At 67.2% G+C, this 19922-nt stretch carries 16 protein-coding genes and 1 pseudogene; 11 read left to right on the top strand and 6 right to left on the bottom strand.

Annotated features, from left to right (window positions below):
• Nucleotides 1-282: 282 nt before the first annotated feature.
• Nucleotides 283-1218, top strand: a complete 936-nt coding sequence (gene lpxC, locus B9N97_RS22260) for a UDP-3-O-acyl-N-acetylglucosamine deacetylase (protein ID WP_085089898.1) — start codon at nt 283-285, stop codon at nt 1216-1218.
• Nucleotides 1219-1473: 255 nt separating this feature from the next.
• Here lpxC and B9N97_RS22265 read toward each other — a convergent pair whose 3' ends face one another.
• Both B9N97_RS22265 and ligA read right to left on the bottom strand, forming a co-directional pair.
• Nucleotides 1474-1893, bottom strand: coding sequence for a bacteriohemerythrin (locus tag B9N97_RS22265; RefSeq protein ID WP_085089899.1), 420 nt, complete (start codon nt 1891-1893; stop codon nt 1474-1476).
• Between the two features lie 217 nt (nt 1894-2110).
• On the bottom strand, nt 2111-4492 hold the full coding sequence (gene ligA / locus B9N97_RS22270; RefSeq protein ID WP_085089900.1) for an NAD-dependent DNA ligase LigA: 2382 nt from the start codon (nt 4490-4492) through the stop codon (nt 2111-2113).
• 157 nt (nt 4493-4649) lie between these two features.
• Between ligA and B9N97_RS22275 the strand changes: the two genes are divergently transcribed.
• Nucleotides 4650-5186 carry a hypothetical protein gene (locus tag B9N97_RS22275; RefSeq protein ID WP_085089901.1) on the top strand — a complete coding sequence of 179 codons (537 nt, stop codon included), beginning with the start codon at nt 4650-4652 and terminating at the stop codon, nt 5184-5186.
• Between the two features lie 168 nt (nt 5187-5354).
• Here the strand turns inward: B9N97_RS22275 and guaB are convergent, their stop codons facing one another.
• The 4 genes from guaB to B9N97_RS22295 all read right to left on the bottom strand — a co-directional run bounded on the left by guaB (nt 5355) and on the right by B9N97_RS22295 (nt 10137).
• Nucleotides 5355-6833, bottom strand: coding sequence for an IMP dehydrogenase (guaB, locus tag B9N97_RS22280; RefSeq protein ID WP_085089902.1), 1479 nt, complete (start codon nt 6831-6833; stop codon nt 5355-5357).
• 132 nt (nt 6834-6965) lie between these two features.
• Entirely contained in the window at nt 6966-7673 is a 708-nt protein-coding gene (locus B9N97_RS22285) for an RlmE family RNA methyltransferase (RefSeq protein ID WP_085089903.1), read from the bottom strand.
• 84 nt (nt 7674-7757) lie between these two features.
• The gene (locus B9N97_RS22290) at nt 7758-8780 is read right to left on the bottom strand and encodes a Ppx/GppA phosphatase family protein (RefSeq protein WP_085089904.1); all 1023 of its coding nucleotides are present in this window, start codon (nt 8778-8780) and stop codon (nt 7758-7760) included.
• Between the two features lie 133 nt (nt 8781-8913).
• The gene (locus B9N97_RS22295; RefSeq protein ID WP_085089905.1) at nt 8914-10137 is read right to left on the bottom strand and encodes an ABC transporter substrate-binding protein; all 1224 of its coding nucleotides are present in this window, start codon (nt 10135-10137) and stop codon (nt 8914-8916) included.
• Between the two features lie 542 nt (nt 10138-10679).
• Between B9N97_RS22295 and B9N97_RS22300 the strand changes: the two genes are divergently transcribed.
• The 9 genes and pseudogenes from B9N97_RS22300 to B9N97_RS22335 all read left to right on the top strand — a co-directional run bounded on the left by B9N97_RS22300 (nt 10680) and on the right by B9N97_RS22335 (nt 19919).
• Nucleotides 10680-12026, top strand: a complete 1347-nt coding sequence (locus tag B9N97_RS22300) for an ABC1 kinase family protein (protein ID WP_085089906.1) — start codon at nt 10680-10682, stop codon at nt 12024-12026.
• A 94-nt stretch (nt 12027-12120) separates the two neighbouring features.
• Nucleotides 12121-13149 (top strand): tRNA preQ1(34) S-adenosylmethionine ribosyltransferase-isomerase QueA, encoded by a 1029-nt coding sequence (queA, locus tag B9N97_RS22305; protein ID WP_085089907.1) that lies wholly within the window; start codon nt 12121-12123, stop codon nt 13147-13149.
• Nucleotides 13146-14387, top strand: coding sequence for a tRNA guanosine(34) transglycosylase Tgt (gene tgt, locus B9N97_RS22310; RefSeq protein ID WP_085089908.1), 1242 nt, complete (start codon nt 13146-13148; stop codon nt 14385-14387). The genes queA and tgt overlap by 4 nt, the downstream gene beginning before the upstream one ends.
• Nucleotides 14380-14844 carry a preQ(1) synthase gene (gene queF, locus B9N97_RS22315; RefSeq protein WP_085089909.1) on the top strand — a complete coding sequence of 155 codons (465 nt, stop codon included), beginning with the start codon at nt 14380-14382 and terminating at the stop codon, nt 14842-14844. The genes tgt and queF overlap by 8 nt, the downstream gene beginning before the upstream one ends.
• The gene (gene queG, locus B9N97_RS22320) at nt 14831-15916 is read left to right on the top strand and encodes a tRNA epoxyqueuosine(34) reductase QueG (RefSeq protein WP_085089910.1); all 1086 of its coding nucleotides are present in this window, start codon (nt 14831-14833) and stop codon (nt 15914-15916) included. The genes queF and queG overlap by 14 nt, the downstream gene beginning before the upstream one ends.
• Before the next feature lie 84 nt (nt 15917-16000).
• The gene (locus tag B9N97_RS22325; RefSeq protein WP_143266814.1) at nt 16001-16201 is read left to right on the top strand and encodes a hypothetical protein; all 201 of its coding nucleotides are present in this window, start codon (nt 16001-16003) and stop codon (nt 16199-16201) included.
• A gap of 61 nt (nt 16202-16262) precedes the next feature.
• A pseudogene (locus B9N97_RS36805) lies at nt 16263-16604 on the top strand (GNAT family N-acetyltransferase); the annotation flags it as partial.
• 432 nt (nt 16605-17036) lie between these two features.
• The gene (locus B9N97_RS36810; protein ID WP_280174799.1) at nt 17037-17393 is read left to right on the top strand and encodes a sterol carrier protein domain-containing protein; all 357 of its coding nucleotides are present in this window, start codon (nt 17037-17039) and stop codon (nt 17391-17393) included.
• Between the two features lie 120 nt (nt 17394-17513).
• Complete coding sequence (locus tag B9N97_RS22335) at nt 17514-19919, top strand: methyl-accepting chemotaxis protein (RefSeq protein WP_085089912.1); 2406 nt, start codon at nt 17514-17516, stop codon at nt 19917-19919.
• Nucleotides 19920-19922 lie beyond the last annotated feature (3 nt).

A 19922-nucleotide genomic window follows, 5' to 3' on the forward strand; every position in this document is an offset into this window, starting at 1 on the left:
CTCCACAACCTGACCGAACTTTTCGGACCCCGGCGGCGCCATCGTGCGTCTCCGGGGATTTTTTGTTGCCTCTTTCACGCAGGGACAAGCTGATTGCTTGTATTGCGCACCACTTTTGCCCTGCAACAAACGGTAACAATGAGTGATTTGCCGATTTCCGACCTCGGGTGTTACCTATCAGCATGGTCGAAAGCGAACGTCGCCGACGTGATGATTTTCCAAGATCTTGCGGCGCGGCATTGCTGGGAACCTCTCCTTCACGACCAAGATGGAAAAGACATCGTGGCCAACAATCGCAGCAACGCGGACGGAATGTTCCAGCAGACCCTGAAGAAGTCGGTGACCATCGCCGGCGTTGGGCTGCATTCGGGCGTCATCGTCACGCTGACGATTTCGCCGGCCGATGCGAATTCCGGGATCACCTTCCTGCGCACCGACCGTCAGGGTGCCGCCGCCGTCATTCCGGCGCGCTGGGACACCGTGGTCGACACCCGCCTGTGCACCGTGATCGGCAACGACCATGGCACCACCGTCGGCACGATCGAGCATCTGATGTCCGCGCTGGCCGGCTGCGGCATCGACAACGCCATCGTGTCGCTCGACGGCATCGAGGTGCCGATCATGGACGGCAGCGCCGCCCCTTTCGTCTCCGCCATTGAGCAGGCCGGCATCGCCGTGCAGAAGTCGCCCCGCCGCATCATCCGCATCCTGAAGCCGGTCGTCATCGGCGACGGCGTGAAGAGCGCCTCCTTCACGCCGGACGACGCCACCAGCTACAGCTTCGAGATCGACTTCGACAGCGCCGCCATCTCCCGTCAGGCCCGCGCGCTGGAGATCGACCCGGACAGCTTCAAGGACGAGATCAGCCGCGCCCGCACCTTCGGCTTCCTGCACGAGGTTGAGGGTCTGCGCAAGATGGGCCTCGCCCGCGGCGGCTCGCTGGACAACGCGGTGGTCATCTCCGGCGACACGGTGATGAACGCCGAGGGGCTGCGCTTCAAGGACGAGTTCGTCCGCCACAAGATCCTGGACGCCGTCGGCGACCTGTATCTGGCCGGCGCGCCGATCGTCGGCCATTTCCACGGCGTGCGCTCCGGCCACGCGCTGAACAACCAGCTGCTGCGCGCTCTGTTCGCCGACCGTAGCGCCTGGCGTTACGAGACGGCGGTATCGCTGCCGGTCGCGCGCCGCGGCCTCGAGCAGCTGGCGGTCGCCTGATCGCCACCGGGTTTCGATAAGGCCGGTTTTCGCTGGGTTTGCCCCTGCCCTCCCCCACCGGGGAGGGCTTTTTCTTTGCGTACACTCCCCTCCCCTGCCGTCGCGATGGGTCACGCAAAAGAAAAGCGCCCTCCCCTCTCGGGACGGGCGCTATGCGCAATTCAGAGCGGTCTTCTGATTTTCTATGTGTTTCAGTATTTTAGGTAATTTTCTTTAGACGAGACTCCAAAAGGAAGAGGGAGGCATCACTCTCCCCTACTCCGCCACCGCCAGCTCAGCGCCATTGCCTGCATATTCGCCGAAGCGGGTATCTTCCTTCAGGATGTGCTTGCCCAGCCAGTCGGAGCAGAACAGGAACACCTCCTCGCCACTGATCCGGCCGCCGTTGGCACGGAAATCGTCACGGTAGCTTTCGACCTGCCGGGTCAGCCGGTCGTGAAGGGCCTTGTGCGCGGCGAAGGTCGGATAGTTCAGCCGCTCCATCTGCGCCTCCTCCTCCGCGAAGTGATGGCGGGTGTAGGCGATCAGTTCGTTGAGAATGGCTTCAATCAGGGCGGGGTCCTGGCGGCTGGCCTCGTCATACAGCTTGTTGACGATGCCGATCAGCACGCGGTGATCCTCGTCCAACGCGTCGTTGCCCACGCTCATCCAGCGCGACCACTGAATTGGCTCCATGACGTTTCCTTCATCCCCCGTCTGATTGGCGCCGGACGGGCGGGTGCGGGCGTTGACCGCCCGTCGGCACCGCCCTCCGCTGGAGGGTCGGGCGACCTGTCCGGCATGGTTTCGCTTTTCCTATAAGCTTTGTCTGATTTCACTCCCCCTATCCCCGTCCGTCAATCCGACCGAACGGAGATGCGACACTTTGGCGAATGCAGGATCCGCTATCGGGTCAACCGCCGATCCTGGCCAGCCACTCGTCCTCGGTCAGGATCTCGACGCCCAGTTCCTTGGCCTTGGCCGCCTTGCTGCCGGCGTCGGCCCCGGCGACCAGATAGTCGGTCTTGCCGGAGACGGAGCCCGCCACCTTGGCGCCCAGCGACTCGGCACGCGCCTTCGCCTCCGACCGGGTCATCCGCTCCAGCGTCCCGGTGAAGACCACGGTCTTCCCGGCGATGGGAGAGTTGCTGGCCTTCGGCACCTCGGCCTCCAGCACGGTCAGCCGCTCCATCAGGCCGTGGACGATGGCGAGGTTGCGCTCTTCGGCGAAGAAACCGGCCAGTTCCTCCGCCGCGACCTCGCCGACATCGGGGGTGGCGACCAGATCGAGCCAGGGCTGACCCGGCGTCTGCCCGGCCGCGCGCTCCATCGCCGCCCGCCACTCCGCCAACGTGCCGTAGCGTTCGGCCAGCGCCTGTGCCGCCGGCTTCTTGACCCCCTTGATTCCCAGCGAGGCGATGATGGTCTCCAGCCGCAGCGCATCGTTGCCGGCCCCATCTTTCCCGGCATAGAAGTCCAGCTTCGCCCCGCATTCCGGATCGGCGAACCAGCCGACGATGGCGTCGGCGGTGGCGCGGCCGACGCCCTTCAGCTCATGCAGATCACGCCAGTCCTGGCCGGGCATCGCCCGTTCCGCCGCCAGCATGCCATCGACCCAGCCCTGCATGGTCTTGTACTGGCGGGCCAGCGACTTGGCCGTCACCTCGCCGACATGGCGGATGCCGAGCGCGTAGATCACCCGGTGCAACTCGATGCCATCACGGCGTTGCTGGATGGCCTTGAACAGGTTCTGGACCGACTTCTCCTTCCAGCCCGGTCGGCCGATCAGCTCGACGCGGCCTTCCAGGGTGAAGATGTCGACCGGCGACTTGATGAAGCCCTCGTCCCAGAACTCCTCGATGATCTTCTCGCCCAGCCCTTCGATGTCGAAGGCGTCGCGCGAGACGAAATGGCGAAGCCGTTCCTTCGCCTGGGCCGCGCAGATCAGACCGCCGGTGCAGCGGCGCACCACCTCGCCCGCCTCGCGGATGGCGAGGCTGCCGCAGACCGGGCAGGTCTCCGGCGCGACATAGGGGACGGAGTCGGCAGGGCGTTGCGACAGCACCACCTCCACCACCTGCGGGATGACGTCGCCGGCGCGCTGGACCACCACGAGATCACCGACGCGGATGTCCTTGCGGGCGATCTCGTCCTCATTGTGCAAGGTGGCCCGGCTGACCACGACGCCGCCGACGGTGATGTCCTCCAGTTCGGCGACGGGAGTCAGGGCGCCGGTGCGGCCGACCTGGATGGTGATGGCTTTCAGTCGGGTCTGCGCCTGCTCCGCCGGGAACTTGTGGGCGATGGCCCAGCGCGGTGCCCGGCTGACGAAGCCGAGCCGCTGCTGAAGCTCCAGGCTGTCGACCTTGTAGACGACGCCGTCGATGTCGAAGGGAAGGCCGGCGCGACGCCGGCCGATCCCCTCGTAATAGGCCAGCAGCTTGTCCTTGCCGTCGCACAACTCCGCCGGCCGGTTCAACTGGAAGCCCCAGCCCTTCAGCCGCTCGCGGATGCCCCATTGCGTCTCGGCAATCGGCTCCGACACCTCGCCCAGCGCATAGCCGAAAAAGCAGAGCGGCCGGGACGCGGTGATGGACGGGTCGAGCTGGCGCAGGCTGCCGGCCGCTGCATTGCGCGGGTTGGCGAACAGCTGCTCGCCCTTCTCCGTGCGGGCAGCGTTCATCGCCAGGAAGTCGTCGCGGCTCATATAGACCTCGCCGCGGACCTCCAGCACATCAGGGAAGGGCGCCGGCAGGCGGTGCGGCACGTCGCGGATGGTGCGGACATTGGCGGTGACGTTCTCGCCCTCCGCCCCGTCGCCGCGGGTGGCGGCCAGCACCAGTTCGCCGCGCTCGTACCGCAGCGAACAGGACAGGCCATCGATCTTCGGTTCCGCCACGAAGGTCAGCGGGGCGTCGTCGGACAGGCCGAGGAAGCGGCGAACGCGGGCGTCGAACTCCGCCACGTCTTCGGGGGCGAAGGCGTTGCCCAGCGACAGCATTGGAATGGCGTGGCGGACCTTGCCAAAGCCGGCGGCCGGAGCGGCGCCGACGCGCAGGCTCGGCGAATCGACGCGGCGCAGGTCGGGAAAGCGCGCCTCGATGGTGAGGTTGCGGCGGACCAGCGCGTCATACTCGGCGTCGGAGACCTCCGGCTGGTCCTGCTGGTGATAGAGCCGGTCATGGTGGGCGATTTCGGCGGCCAGCGCCGCCAGATCGGCCGCGGCCTGTTCCGGCGTCAGGGCATCGACGGCGATGCTGCGGGGATCGGGCGGCGTGTCGAACAGGTCCTGCATGGCGCGTCTCGTGAGGAATCGGGGGCTTCCGGAGAAGGGCCGCGCAGGATAGCGCCTGAGAACCGGTTTCGGGAGTCTGTCGGGGGGCGCATCTCGGCGACGGCCGGGGCAAGTCCCTATATACTGACGGACACACCCTTCGGAGTCCGCTGGCCTGATGAGCAAAGCCTATCCGCCGGACCTGCGCATCGACGACCGGATGATCGTCGCCGCCGCGCTGGACCGCATCCTCTACGACGACCCCGACCATTTCGCGGCCGAGGACGCACGCACCGTGCGCCGGCTGATCCCGCACAGCCGCTCGGCGTGGCTGCGGCTGGGCTTCCGCGCCGAACGGCAGGGGCCTTCGATGAAGGGCGAGGCCGCCGGGATCGGCGACGTGCGGATGGAGGGCGACAAGAAGGTGGTGGAGGGCAGCGTCGGCGAATCGGCGACTTGGCGCTGCGGCCAGTACAAGATCACCAACCACGGCAGCGACCTGGAAATCTGGCAGGTGATGAGCGACGAATACGCGCCCGAGCCCAAGGGCGCCCGGCTGGAGTTCGACGACAAGGGCGAACCGGAACGGCTGACCTTCTTCCAGCCGCGGGATATCGAGCTGCGGATTCCCTTCACCAGCCTCGCCGTCGGCGTGCGGCTGGGCGGCTGGCAGCCTTGGAAGCTGGTGGCGGAGGGGGTGAGCGCCGCCGGGTGAGCTTCTGGGCGGGTTGCCCCCTCCCCATCCCTCCCCCGCGTTCCGCGGGAGAGGGGGCAGGATGCTTGCAGAGGCTGTAAAAAGGACGGCGGCAGTCCCCTCTCCCGGGAAGCGGGGGAGGGTTAGGGAGGGGGCATTCGTCAGCCGACGTCTACCCCAAAGCCCACCTCACCCCTGCCGGTAGTTCGGCGACTCGTTGGTGATGGTGATGTCGTGGACATGGCTCTCGCGCAGGCCCGCGTTGGTGATGCGGACGAACTGGCACTTCTCGCGCATCTCGGCGATGGAGGCGCTGCCGGTGTAGCCCATGGCCGCGCGCAGGCCGCCGACCAGTTGGTGGATGACCGCCGACACCGGCCCCTTGTAAGGGACGCGGCCTTCGACGCCCTCCGGCACCAGCTTCATGGTCGAAACCTCCTGCTGGAAGTAACGATCCGCCGAGCCGCGCGCCATGGCGCCGACCGAGCCCATGCCGCGATAGCTCTTGTAGGAGCGGCCCTGGAACAGGATGACCTCGCCCGGGCTCTCGTCGGTGCCGGCGAACAGGCTGCCGAGCATGGCGACGCTGGCGCCGCCGGCAATGGCCTTGGCCAGATCGCCCGAATACTTGATGCCGCCGTCGGCGATCACCGGAATGCCGTGCTTCTCACACTCGTCCACCACATCCATGACCGCGGTCAACTGCGGCACGCCGACGCCGGCGATGATGCGGGTGGTGCAGATGGAGCCCGGACCGATGCCAACCTTGACGGCGTCTGCACCGGCGTCGATCAGCGCCTTGGCCGCTTCGGCGGTGGCGACGTTGCCGGCGATCACTTGGGTGTAGCTGGACATGGCGCGGGCGGCGCGGACCTGCTCCAGCACCTTGGCGGAGTGGCCATGCGCGGTGTCGACCACCAGCACGTCGACGCCGGCGTCGAACAGAGCCTCCGCACGGGCCAGACCGTCGCTGCCGGTGCCGGTGGCGGCGGCGACGCGCAGGCGGCCCTTGCTGTCCTTGCAGGCGTTCGGATAGGCCTGCGCCTTCTCGATGTCCTTGACGGTGACGAGGCCGATGCAGCGGTAATCCTCGTCGACGACCAGCAGCTTCTCGATGCGGTGCTGGTGGAGCAGGCGCTTGCCTTCCTCCTGGCTGACGCCCTCGCGGACCGTAACCAGCTCCTTGGTCATCAGTTCGCTGACCGGCTGCTTGGGATCGGTGGCGAAGCGGACGTCGCGGTTAGTCAACATGCCGACCAGCTTGCCGCTGCCGAGCTGATCGCGGCTTTCCACCACCGGGATGCCGGAGATGCGGTAGTCGGCCATCAGCTGCAGCGCGTCGGCCAGCGTCGCGTTCGGCGTGATGGTGATCGGGTTGACGACCATGCCCGATTCGAACCGCTTGACCTTGCGGACCTCTTCGGCCTGCTGCTCGATGGTCAGGTTGCGGTGGACGACGCCGATGCCGCCGGCCTGGGCCATGGCGATGGCGAGGCGGCTCTCGGTCACCGTGTCCATCGCCGAGGACATCAGCGGGATGCCCAGTTCGATGGTCTTCGTCAATCTTGTCCGGGTATCCACGTCGTTCGGCAGGACCGAGCTTTCGGCCGGAACCAGCAGGACGTCGTCGAAGGTCAGGGCCTCGCGGATTTTGGTGTCGCGCGCCATGTGTGAATCTCCCGGAAGATAAACGTGGCGCACTTATACACAAGACCATGGGCTTGTGAACCCGTGCGCACACAGCATCTGTTATGCAAGTGCGAAAAACGGCCCTCTCCCGATCCAGGAGGGTGAAATGGTTCAGTCCTCGACCTTGCCGCCGCGGAAGCCGGTGGCGACGACGTAGGTCTCGGAGGACTCCGCGCGGCTGGCCGGCGGCTTGGCATGCTTGACCACGGCGAAGTCGCGCCGCAGCCGGTCGAGCAGCGACCGCTCCGCCCCGCCCTGGAACAGCTTGGCGACAAAGGCGCCGCCGGGGGCCAGCACCTCCTCGGCGAAGTCGTAAGCGGCCTCGGCCAGCCCCATGATGCGCAGATGGTCGGTCTGCTGGTGGCCGGTGGTGGGGGCGGCCATGTCGCTCAGCACCAGATCGGCCGGGCCGCCCAGCGCTTCCTTCAACGCCTCGGCGGCGCCTTCCTCAAGGAAATCGGCCTGCATAGTGGTGGCACCGGGAACCGGGTCCATCGGCAGGATGTCCAGCCCGACGACCTTCCAGCCGTCCTTGGCGGTCTGCACCTTCTCCACCGCGATCTGCGTCCAGCCGCCGGGGGCGGCGCCGAGATCGACCACGCGCTTGCCGGGGCCGAGCAGGCGGAACTTCTCGTCCAGCTGCAACAGCTTGAACGCCGCGCGCGAGCGGTAACCGCGCTTGGTCGCCTCGGCCACATAGGGGTCGTTCAGGTGGCGCTCCAGCCAGCGCTTGGAGGATTCCGTGCGCTTGCCGGCGGTCTTCACACGGACCGTGGCACGGCGCCCGCCCGGGCGCGTCGACGGAGTCTTTTCGGTCATGATCGCTGCAGTTCCTCGGTCATCCGGCGCAGGCGGGAAGCCGTCCCCACCTGCCCGATCATACATCCGGCATCGTTCACCGGTTTATTCGCCGGCAGCCCCGATCAGGTCCACCAGAATTCCTTCCCGCAAGCCGCGGTCGGCGATGCGCAGCCGCTCCACCGGCCAGACGTCGCACAGCGCGTCCAGGACGGCGCAGCCTGCGACCACCAGATCGGCGCGGTCCTGGCCGATGCAGGGATGGCGGGCGCGGCCGTCGAAATCCTGGGCGACCAGATGGTCTATCACCGCGCGGGCATGGTCCACCCGCAGATAGCTGCCGTCCACCGCCCGCCGGTCGTAACGGCAAAGCCCCAGATGGACGCCGGCCAGCGTGGTCACCGTGCCGGAGGTGCCGAGCATCTGCACCTTGCCGGCGGCGATGCGGCTCTGGATGCGGTTGCGCGCCTCGAACGGCGCGATGGCGTCGGCGACCGCCTCCACCATCTGGGTGTAGTTGGCGCGGGTGACGTTGGGGCCGCCATATTCCTCGGTCAGGCCGATGACGCCGCAGCGGATGGAGGTCTGGTCGAGCAGGCGCGGCGCCCTGCCCTTCTCCACCTGCAGCCACATCAGCTCGGTCGATCCGCCGCCGATGTCGAAGACGAGGGCATAGGGATGGGTCGGCTCCAGCAGCGCGGCACAGCCGGCCAGCGCCAGACGCCCCTCCTCCTGGCTGGAGATGATTTCGAGCGGGATGCCGGTCTCGCGCTCCACCGCCTCGACGAAGGCGGCGCCGTTGGCGGCGCGGCGGCAGGCCTCGGTCCCGACCGCCCGCACGGCGGTGCAGCCGCGGCGCTCGATCTTGGAGCCGCAGACGCGAAGCGCCGCGATGGTGCGTTCCATCGCGGGTTCCGACAGATGGTCGTTGCGACTCAGCCCCTCGCCCAGGCGGACGATGCGGGAAAAGGCGTCGATGACGCGGAAGCCGCCCGGCGCCGATTTGGCGATCAGCAGGCGGCAATTGTTGGTGCCAAGGTCCAGCGCGGCGAAGACCGGGCGCACCAGCGCCGACGAACGCAACCGTCCGGTGTCGTTCTGCCGCTCGCTTTGCACCTGTAGATCCACGTACCGTCCCCGCCGTGACTAAAGAGCGGAGTGTAACCCGGATCGCGGTCCGGCGGGAACCCTTCTCGACTCGGTTTCCGCCGGCGGCGACCCGCAGGTCACATCTGCGCCAATCACTTGGCTTTCACAAACCTCACTTGGCTTTCACGAAGGGACAGGCGCTGGATTCGATCGGCAGGAAGGCCTCCGCTGCCGGGATGCTGCGGACCTGCTTGTAATAATCCCACGGCGCCTTGCTCTCCGCCGGGGCCTTCACTTGGTACAGCTCAAGGTCGTACAGCACGCGGCCGTCCTTGCGGATGCTGCCGGGGGTGCCGAAATAGTCGGTCGGCATCGCCTTCATCGCGGCGGTGACCGCCTCGGCATCGGTGGTGCCAGCCGCCTTGACGCCCTTCAGCCAATGCAGGGTGGCGAGGTAGGTGTTGGCCTGCTCCTTGGTCGGCATCTTGCCGTGCCGGTCGAAGAAGCGCTTGGCCCAGGCCCGTGTCTGGTCGTTCTTGTCCCAATAAAAGCCGCTGGTGACATACAGGCCCTTGGCGAGGTCGAGACCCAGCGAATGGATGTCGGTGATGAAGACGATGTAGCCGACCAGTCGCTGGCCCGATTCCGTCAGACCGAACTCGCCCGCCTGCTTGATGGTGCCGATGGTCTCCGCACCCACATTGGCGAGCGCCACCACCTTGGCGCCGCTGCCCTGGGCGCTGAGCAGATAGGACCCGAAATCGCTGGTGCCCATCGGGTGACGCACGCCGCCGACCACCGTGCCGCCGGCCTGTTTGATCGCCTCGGTCGCCGCCTTCTCCATGGCGGAGCCGAAGGCGAAGTCGGCGGTGATGAAGTACCAGCTGGTGCCGCCCGACTGCACCACCGCCTTGGTCGTGCCGACCGCCAGCGACGCGGTGTCGTCGGCCCAATGGATGCTGTAGGGCGAGCATTGGGCGTTGGTCAGCTCGGTCGTCGTCGCGGCGCTGATCATCAGCACCTTCTTCTTCTCGCGCGCGACCGCCTGCACCGCCAGCGCGACGGAGGAGACCGGGATGTCGGTCACCATGTCGACACCGTCAACGTCGAACCAGCTGCGCACGATGTTGGACGCCACGTCCGGCTTGTTCTGCATGTCGGCGGACAGCACCTCCACCGGCCGGCCGAGCACGCTGCCGCCGAAATCCTCCACCGCCATCCGGGTGGCGAGCACCGCGCCCTTGCCGCCGATGTCCGACGCGAAGCCCGCCTCGTCCGCCAGCACGCCGATGCGCACCGGCTTGACAGTCTGCGCCTGCGCGGAAAGCGCCACAGCCGACAACGCAGTCGTGGCAAGCAACGTCGCCAACGCAAAGGGCTTCAGCAACCGACCCATGCAATCCTCCCCATCCTTGGTCTTGTGTGGCGGGTGCTCGTCAGCCTGCGACGCCCTGCCGCACCGTTCATCCCCGTGGATAGCGGGATTTAATTTCATATGCAAACAGTATCGTCTGAAACCTATTCATCTGAAGGTTTGGCGCAAAACAAAAGCCCTCGCTCCGAAGTCGGGCGAGGGCTTTCGCATCGGGCATCAACGGCCCAAATGGTGTCGCCAATCAGGCGAAATAAAACTGAGCGATTTCGGCCGAATGGTTCGGCATTATCACGTAAGCGCCGGTGGAGTCATGATCTTACTCACCCTCCCTGGTATCGGTCTCTACTGTTCCGCCCAAGCTATCTGCTTGAACGGTAAGGCGTTTCCGATGCTCGCTCACTTCACCTCGATGTCGATTACTGTAAGACAGAGCCTGCTCCCCTTTCACAGGGCTGTCAAGAAAATCGCATGCTGCGGCGCAGTACCATCCGGAGAGCATCCATCGGCCTTCTCCAATCGGGGGAGGGCTGGCCTTTTGCCGGGGGCGAACCCACCTTGTGGGCATGCCGGAACACGATGAGAACACATGGGGCGGACGGGTCGCGCGGTATGCGCGGGTCGGCACCGCCGTTGGCGGGTTGGCCGCGCGGTTGGCGGGCGAGCGCGTGCTGGGAATCCGCGTGGAGCGGGAACGCCACGCCGCCGAGCTGCGGGCGGCACTCGGCGGGCTGAAAGGGCCGCTGATGAAGGTGGCGCAGATCCTGTCCACCATCCCCGACGCCCTGCCGAAGGAATACACCCAGGAACTGGCGCAGCTACAGGCCGACGCGCCATCGATGGGCTGGCCCTTCGTCAAGCGGCGGATGGCGAGCGAGCTTGGTCCCAACTGGCAGTCTCGGTTCCGCAGCTTCGAGCACACGGCCGCCGCCGCCGCGTCGCTGGGACAGGTCCACAAGGCCACCGGCCTGGACGGGCGGGAGCTTGCCTGCAAGCTGCAATACCCCGACATGGCCTCGGCGGTGGAGGCCGACCTGCGGCAGTTGGGGCTGATCTTCGCGATCTTCGAGCGCACCGACAGCGCCATCTCCACCCGCCAGATCCAAAAGGAGATCGGCGCCCGCCTGCGCGAGGAGCTGGATTACGAACGGGAGGCGAAACACACCCGCCTGTATCAGTCGATGCTGGCCGGCACGCCCGGTGTCCATGTGCCGGACGTGGTGCCGGAGTTGTCGAGCAAGCGGCTGCTGACCATGGGCTGGGTGCATGGCCGCAAGATCCTGGAGTTCGTCGCCGAGCATCCGGAGGCGCGCGACGAGTTGGCGATGAACATGTTCCGCGCCTGGTACGTGCCTTTCTACAATTACGGCGTCATCCACGGCGACCCGCATCTGGGCAACTACACGGTCCGTCCCGACCGCTCGATCAACCTGCTGGATTTCGGCTGCATCCGCGTCTTCAAGCCCAGCTTCGTCAAGGGCGTAATCGACCTCTACAACGCGTTGCGCACCGACAACCGCGAGCAGGCGGTGGAAGCCTACCGCACCTGGGGCTTCATCAACCCGTCGAACGAGCTGGTCGACGTGCTGAACATCTGGGCGCGCTTCGTCTATGCCCCGATCATGGAGGACCGCCAGCGCAAGATTGAGGAGACCAACGGCGGCCATTACGGCCGCGAGACCGCCGGCAAGGTCCATGCCGAGTTGCGCCGGGTAGGCGGCGTCGAGATTCCGCGCGAGTTCGTGTTCATGGACCGCGCCGCGGTGGGGCTGGGCTCTGTCTTCCTGCATCTGAAGGCGGAGTTGAACTGGTACCAGATGTTCCAGGGACTGATTCGCGACTTCGATGTCAACGCCCTGGCGGCGCGGCAGAGCGCGGCGCTGGCAACGCAGGGGTTGCCGCAGGCGGAGTGAGGGGAGTGGGGACAAAAAGCCTGCGAACCAACAAATGACTTGCCCCCAAACCCTTTCCATCCGCCCACCGTTCAGTCTATAGCTTGCCCCTCCCATGAAGACCGCCGATTTCGACTTCGACCTGCCGCCCGACCGGATCGCCGAGCATCCCGTCCGGCCGCGTGACGCCGCCCGCCTGCTGGAGGTGGGCCCGACCTTGCGCGACTTCATCGTGCGGGACCTGCCGACGCTGCTGCAGCCGGGCGACCTGATGGTCGTCAACGACACCCGCGTCATCCCCGCCCGGCTCGACGGCCGGCGCGGCGAGGTGGCGGTCGAGATTACGCTGCACAAGCGGCTGGGCGAGCGGGAATGGGCAACCTTCTCCAAGCCCGGCAAGCGGCTGAAGCCCGGTGACACCATCGTCATCGCGGAAGACTTCAGCGCCGAGGTGATCGCCAAGGACGGGATGGAGGTGCGGCTGCGCTTCTCCGCCGGCGGGGCGGAGCTGATGGAGGCGCTGCACCGCCATGGCCGGATGCCGCTGCCGCCCTATATCCGCCGCAAGTCCGACGAGGGCGACAACGCCGATTACCAGACCGTCTTCGCCGCCCGCGAGGGCGCCGTCGCCGCCCCCACCGCCGGGCTGCATTTCACGCCGGAGCTGCTGGCGGCGCTCGAGGCGCGTGGCGTGCGGCGGGTGCCGGTGACGCTGCATGTCGGCGCCGGCACCTTCCTGCCGGTGAAGGTGGACGACATCGCCGACCACAAGATGCACAGCGAGTGGGGCGAGATCTCCCCGGAGACCGCCGCGGCGGTGAACGAGACGCGCAAGGCGGGCGGCCGGATCGTCTCGGTCGGAACCACGGCGCTGCGTATCCTGGAGACGGCGGGGCGGGAGGACGGGACGCTGGTCCCCTTCAGCGGCGACACCGACATCTTCATCACCCCCGGCTACCGCTTCCGCATCGTCGATCTGCTGTGGACCAACTTCCACCTGCCGAAATCGACCCTGTTCATGCTGGTCTGCGCCTTCGCCGGCTATGACCGCATGCGGGCGGCCTATGGGCACGCCATCGACCGCAACTATCGCTTCTTCAGCTACGGCGACGCCTCGCTGCTGCACAGGACGGACCCATCATGACCGGCATCGGCTTTGACCTTCTGGCGACCGACGGGCGGGCGCGGCGCGGCCGCGTGACCACCGCCCACGGCACCATCGAGACGCCGGCCTTCATGCCGGTGGGCACAGCGGCGACGGTGAAGGCGATGACCACCGACGCGGTGGCCTCGACCGGTGCGGAGATCCTGCTCGGCAACACCTACCACCTGATGCTGCGTCCGACGGCGGAACGGGTGGCGCAGCTGGGCGGGCTGCACCGTTTCATGAACTGGGACAAGCCGATCCTGACCGACAGCGGCGGCTTCCAGGTGATGAGCCTGTCCGACCTGCGCACCATGTCGGAGGAAGGCGTCACCTTCAAATCCCACCTGGACGGCAGCCGCCATCACCTGACTCCGGAACGCTCCATCCAGATCCAGCACATGCTGGACAGCAACATCACCATGTGCCTGGACGAGTGCACGCCCTTCCCGGCGACGGAAGCGCAGGCCGAATCCTCCATGCGCCTGTCGATGCGCTGGGCGCGCCGCAGCAAGGACGCCTTCGTCGAGCGGCCGGGCTACGGCCTGTTCGGCATCGTCCAGGGCAGCGTCTATCCCGATTTGCGGGCGGAGAGCGTCGCCGCGCTGAGCGACATCGGCTTCGACGGCTACGCCATCGGTGGGCTGGCGGTCGGCGAGGGGCAGGAGACGATGTTCCGCGTGCTCGACTTCACCGAACCGCTGATGGTGAAGGACCGCCCGCGCTACCTGATGGGCGTCGGCCGGCCGAGCGACCTGATCGGCGCGGTGCGGCGCGGCGTCGACATGTTCGACTGCGTGATGCCGACGCGCTCGGGCCGCACCGGACAGGCCTTCGTCCGCCGCGGCACCATCAACATCCGCAACGCCCGCCATGCCCATGACGAGCGCCCGCTCGACGCCGAATGCGGCTGCCCCGCTTGCCGCAGCTACAGCCGGGGCTATCTGCATCATCTGTTCAAGGCGGACGAGATGCTGGGGCCGATGCTGTTGACTTGGCACAACCTGCATTACTACCAGGACGTGATGCGGACGATGCGGCAGGCCATCGAGGACGGCAACTTCGAAGAGGTCGCCAGCGCGATGGAATCCCGTATGAACGATGGCGACATCGAGGCGACCGTGGACCCCATCGCCAAGCCCGGCAAGCCGCCGAAGCAAGGCCGCCCGCCGAAGGCGGGCAAAGACAGCGATCCGCCGAAGGCAGAGCGGGTGGCGGAGGAAAAGACCGATGACTGAAAACATCTATGCCGGCCTGACCCAGCTCGGCGGCTCAACCGTCCAGCCGAAGTCCCCGGAAGAGGCGGTGCTGGAGCGGGTGCCGAACCCGAACCCCGGCGATCCCTATTGCGTGCGCTTCACCGCGCCGGAGTTCACCTCGCTCTGCCCGATCACCGGCCAGCCGGACTTCGCCCATCTGGTCATCGACTATGTGCCCGGCGACTGGCTGGTGGAGTCGAAGTCGCTGAAGCTGTTCCTGACCAGCTTCCGCAACCACGGTGCTTTCCACGAGGCCTGCACCGTCGGCATCGGCAAGCGGCTGGTCGACGAGCTGTCGCCGGTGTGGCTGCGCATCGGCGGCTATTGGTATCCGCGCGGCGGCATTCCAATCGACGTCTTCTTCCAGACCGGTGAGCCGCCGAAAGGCGTCTGGATCCCGTCGCAGGACGTCCCGACCTACCGTGGCCGCGGCTAAGTCCGGTACCCTGCCCTCCGACCCGGCGCGGCTGCGGGAGGCCATCCGCGACCGCGCGCTGGCGGTGGGGTTCGACGCGGTGGGCTTCGCCCCCGCCGCTCTGGGGCCGGAGGCGCGCGAGCGCCTCGCCCGCTTCGTCGCCGAGGGGCGGCACGGCGACATGGGATGGATGGCCGAGCGCAGCGACCAGCGCAGCCATCCGCAATCCCTGTGGGACGAGGCGCGCACCGTCATCGCGCTGGGCACCAGCTACGCCCCCCACGACGACCCGCGCCGGCTGGCGGAGCACCCCGACCGCGGCATCGTCTCCGTCTATGCCCGCAACCGCGACTATCACGACCTGATCAAGGGGCGGCTGAAGACGCTGGCCCAATGGCTGGCCCACCAGACCAAGGCCGGCGTGAAGGTGTTCGTCGACACCGCGCCGGTGATGGAAAAGCCGCTGGCGGCGCAGGCCGGGCTAGGCTGGCAGGGCAAGCATACAAATCTGGTGTCGCGCGACCATGGCTCCTGGCTATTTTTGGGCGAGATCTACACGACGCTGGAACTGCCGCCCGACCCGCCGGCGCGGGACCGCTGCGGCTCCTGCGACCGCTGCCAGACCGCCTGCCCGACCGCCGCCTTCCCGGCGCCCTACCAGATCGACGCCCGGCGCTGCATCAGCTATCTGACCATCGAGCATAAGGGGCCGATCCCCGACGAGTTCAAGCCGCTGTTGGGCAACCGCATCTATGGCTGCGACGATTGCCTTGCCGCCTGCCCCTGGAACAAGTTCGCTCGCGCGACGGTTGAGCCCGCCTTTCTGCCGCGCGCCGAACTGACGGCACCACGGCTGGCCGATCTCGCACAGCTGGACGATGCCAGCTTCCGGCAGGTGTTCAGCGGTTCCCCCATCAAGCGCATCGGCCGCGACCGCTTCGTCCGTAACGTGCTGGTCGCCATCGGCAACAGCGGCGACCCGACGTTGAAGCCCGTGGCGGAGGCCCTGTGCCAGGATGCGAGCGATGTGGTGCGCGAGGCGGCCGGCTGGGCGGCAGACAGGCTGAGTAGAGCGGCAAATGCACACCCTTGAGTGGCGCTTCTTAGAACTGACGGCACTCACCGCCTAGCTTGTCGCCGCACGCGCTGTTGCGCTATGATCCAGGCGGAGGCATGCATGTCGGACAATGCCGAATTTCTGAACGCGATCCTGGACCTGAAAACCCACATCGACGGTAGATTCGAGCGGTTGGAGCAGCAGGTCGACCGTATGGCGCCGCGGCTCGATGGAGCCGAGCAGCGCCTGTACGAGCAATCGCGCATCCTTGCCGCGTTGATCCCGACCCGCGTCGCCGCGGTCCCGCCCGCCGCCGAATGAGCGGAGGCCGGCCGTTACCCTCCCCGCTCCACATCATGGGTATGGCCCGGCCCATCCGGACGAACTGAGCGACGTCGCACGCCTCGCGCGCCTCGGATTCGGACTGTCCCGCGATCTGTTCGACCGCTATGCCGGGCTGTTCGGCATCGACAGCATCCGCGTTCTCAGAGTTCCACGGGCCACGGGCACCGTATTGGCTGCCTGCGCCGCGCACTGGATGATGGACCAGTGGTTCGGCGGACGCCCGGTTCCGGTGCAGGCCATCGCCATGGTGGCGGTCGACCCGGCCCTGCGCGGCGCCGGCCATGGCAGTGCGCTGATGCGGTCCCTGATGATGGAGGGGCGGAATGCCGGGGCGGCGCTTTCGGTCCTCTGCCCGGCAACCCTTCCCTTCTATCAGCGACTCGGCTTCGGCCGCGGCGGCGTCACCTGCCGCTGGAGCGCTCCGCCGATGGCCTTCGCGCGGGCCGGAGCGACCGCGACGTCCCTTTTGCCCGCGGATCCGCTCGATGCCGCGCCGCTGGCGATGCTCCGGCGGTCGATGCTGGCGGAACGGAACGGCCTGCCGGAACGGACGGAGGCGCTGTGGACGCTCGCCCTCTGCCCGGACGGCGAACCGGCCGACCTCTACCGCAACGACGACGGCTATATCGCGGTGACGCCGCCGCAGGACGGGCGTCTGGCCGTCGCGGATGCCTGCCTGCCCTCGCCGTGGGCGCTGGAGCCCGCCATGGCCCTGCTGGCCGGCTTCCGCGCCCAGGTCGACCGGGTGACATGGCGCGGCGGCCCCGACGACACGCTGGCGCTGATGGCCGGTGACGGCGTGACGCTGGACATGCGCGAGGAGTGGCTGACTCGCCCATTGAATATCGTCCTGGCGCTGGAGGCGCGCGGCTATCCGGCCGGCCTTTCGGAATCTGCCACTTTTGAGATAAAAGATAATTTAATTCACCGCAGTTGCGGGAAGTATCATCTTGAGGTTGCCCAGTCCAGGGGAAACATCTCCGAAATGGAGCAAGTCTTTGAACCGCCGATCCGGATGGGCGCCGCTGCCTTCGCCAGTCTGTTCACAGGCCATGCAAACGCTCGTTCATTGTGGAGAGCCGGTTTGCTTCATGGTGAAGAAAAGATGATCGACCGTTTGCACCGCATATTTTGCGGCGCACCGTCGTGGATGCCGGACCGCTTCTGAAATAAGTGGGTTTCCTGACCTGAATCAAACCGGACGTTAACCGAGCTGTGGTTCAATCGTCCCAATGATCGGGAGAAAAGGATCGCCGCACAGGCGATGCCATCGGGGAGTCCAAAATCCATGACGATCGGAACGCGGATCGCGCTTGGCTTCGCCGCCGTGCTGCTGCTGACCGTTGGCGTGGCGTTCGTCGGCTGGAACAGCCTGAGCACCTATGCCGAGCGGGTCGATTTGGCGTCACACACCGCCGACCTCGACACCCGGCTCAAGTCGGTCCGGCTGGAGGAGGCGCGCTTCGTCACCGAACGCGATGCCAAGGCCGCCGCCAATGTTCCGGGCATGCTGGACGCCCTGCAGACCGAAGCGCAGGAAACCCGTGCCGCCCTGACCGAGGGCGAGGGCCGGCGTCTGCTGGACGAGGTTCTGTCGGGCATCGACGGCTATCGCGCCGCCTTCGCCAATTTCGTCGCGCAGGACGGCGAGGCACACGCCCGCACCGCCAGCATGGAAACCCGTGCCCGCGCGCTGCGCGACATCGCCGAGAAGATCGGCAAGCAGCAATCCGAGCGCTATGACCTGAACATGACCAGCAAGCGCGACGCCGACACCGAGCTGCGCCACAGCATGGACACGGCAGAGCGCGCGAACCGCGTGATCGAACGGGTGCTGGAGGTCCGGCGCCAGCAGAGCGAACTCCGCCGCAAAGCGGACGAGGCGCTGGCCGACCGCATCGTGGCGGCACTGGACGAACTGGTCCAGACCACCGACACCGTCGCCACGGACCTCGTCGGCACCAATGACGAGGAACTCGCCGCCCGGATCGCCGGCGATGCCCGCGCCTATCGCGATACCGTCAAGGCCCTTCGCGGCAAAGGTGTCGCTGCTCTGACCGGTGTCGATGTGGCGACCGGCCTGGACGAGGCCGCACGCGGCGTGCAGGACCGCGCGGTGGAGCTGCAGCAGAACCAGGCGATGGTGACCGAGGCCCTGAACGAGGCCTCCAAATACGCCCAAAGCGAGGTGAACGAGGCTGTGATGCTGCGCGGTCTGGCGATGCGGCTGGTGCAGGGCGCCCAGTCGGCGATGCTGGGCCAGCGCGACTTCCTGCTGACCGGCACCGCCGACGCAAAGGCCAAGGCCGACACCGCGGTGAAGGAAATCCTGGAGCTTGCCGGACAGGCCGGCGCGGTGCTGGTCGACCAGGAAGGGCGCGCGCTGATCGCCGCCATCACCGAAGCAGCGCGGGCCTTCGATTCGGAATTCGCCTCGCTGTCGTCGGCCGTCGCCAAGCAGCACGAGGCATCGGCGGCGATGGCCAAGGCCTCTGCGACGGTCAGCGGGCAGGTCGGCCGGCTGGTCGCCTTGCAACGCGACGACCGTGAAGCCGGGCGCGCCAGCGCCGGGATGGTGATCGCCGTGGGGGCCGCCGTGGCGCTGATTCTCGGCATGCTGATGGCCTGGATCATCGACCGCGCCATCACCCACCCGCTGCACGCCATGACCGGCGCGATGGGCCGGCTGGCCGAAGGCGACCTGACGGTCGACATCCCCGGCAGCGACCGCAAGGACGAGCTGCGCAACATGGCCGCCGCCATGACCATCTTCAAGGACAATGCCCTGGAGATGCGGCGGATGGAGCGCGAGCGGGAAGAGATGCGCATCCAGATCGACGCCGACCGCCGCCGCACGATGAACGAGTTCGCCAACGGCTTCGAACAGGCGGTGTCGGGCGTCGTCATGTCGCTGACCGAATCGGCCAACTCGCTGGGCCGGGATGCGCAGGAGATGTCGTCCGACGCGGCGCTGACCACCGCGAAGTCCACCGCCGTCGCCACGGCCTCGCAGCAGGCCACCGCCAACGTGCAGACGGTCGCGGCGGCGGCGGAGGAGCTGTCGGCGTCCATCGCCGAGATCTCCCGCCAGCTCAACGCCAGTTCCGCCACCGCATCGGGGGCCGCCGACAAGGCGGTGCAGACCAACAGCATCGTCGAAGGGCTGTCGCTCGCCGCCGAGCGGATCGGTCAGGTCGTCGGCCTGATCGGCGAGATCGCCGAGCAGACCAACCTGCTGGCGCTCAACGCCACCATCGAGGCCGCCCGCGCCGGCGAAGCCGGCAAGGGCTTCGCCGTGGTGGCGACCGAGGTGAAGAACCTCGCCGGCCAGACCGCCAAGGCGACCGAGGAAATCGCCGCCCAGGTCGCGGAGATGCAGACCGCCACCACCAGCGCGGTGGACGCCATCCGCACCATCTCCGAAGCCGTGACCGCCATCAGCGGCACCGTCACCGACATCGCCCAGGAGATGGAGCAGCAGGGCAGCGCCACCCGCGAGATCGCCCAGAATGTCCAGCAGGCGGCCGAAGGCACCCAGCAAGTGATGCGCAACATAGCCGAGGTGACCACCGCCGCGACCAAGACCGGCGGCGCCGCCGATGCGGTCCTGGACGCCAGCCGCACGCTCGCCACCCAGGCCGACCGCCTGCGCGGCGAGGTCCAGGGATTCCTGAACAAGGTTCGGACGGCCTGACCC

The organism is Azospirillum oryzae (assembly GCF_900177515.1).
GTDB lineage: Bacteria > Pseudomonadota > Alphaproteobacteria > Azospirillales > Azospirillaceae > Azospirillum > Azospirillum oryzae_A.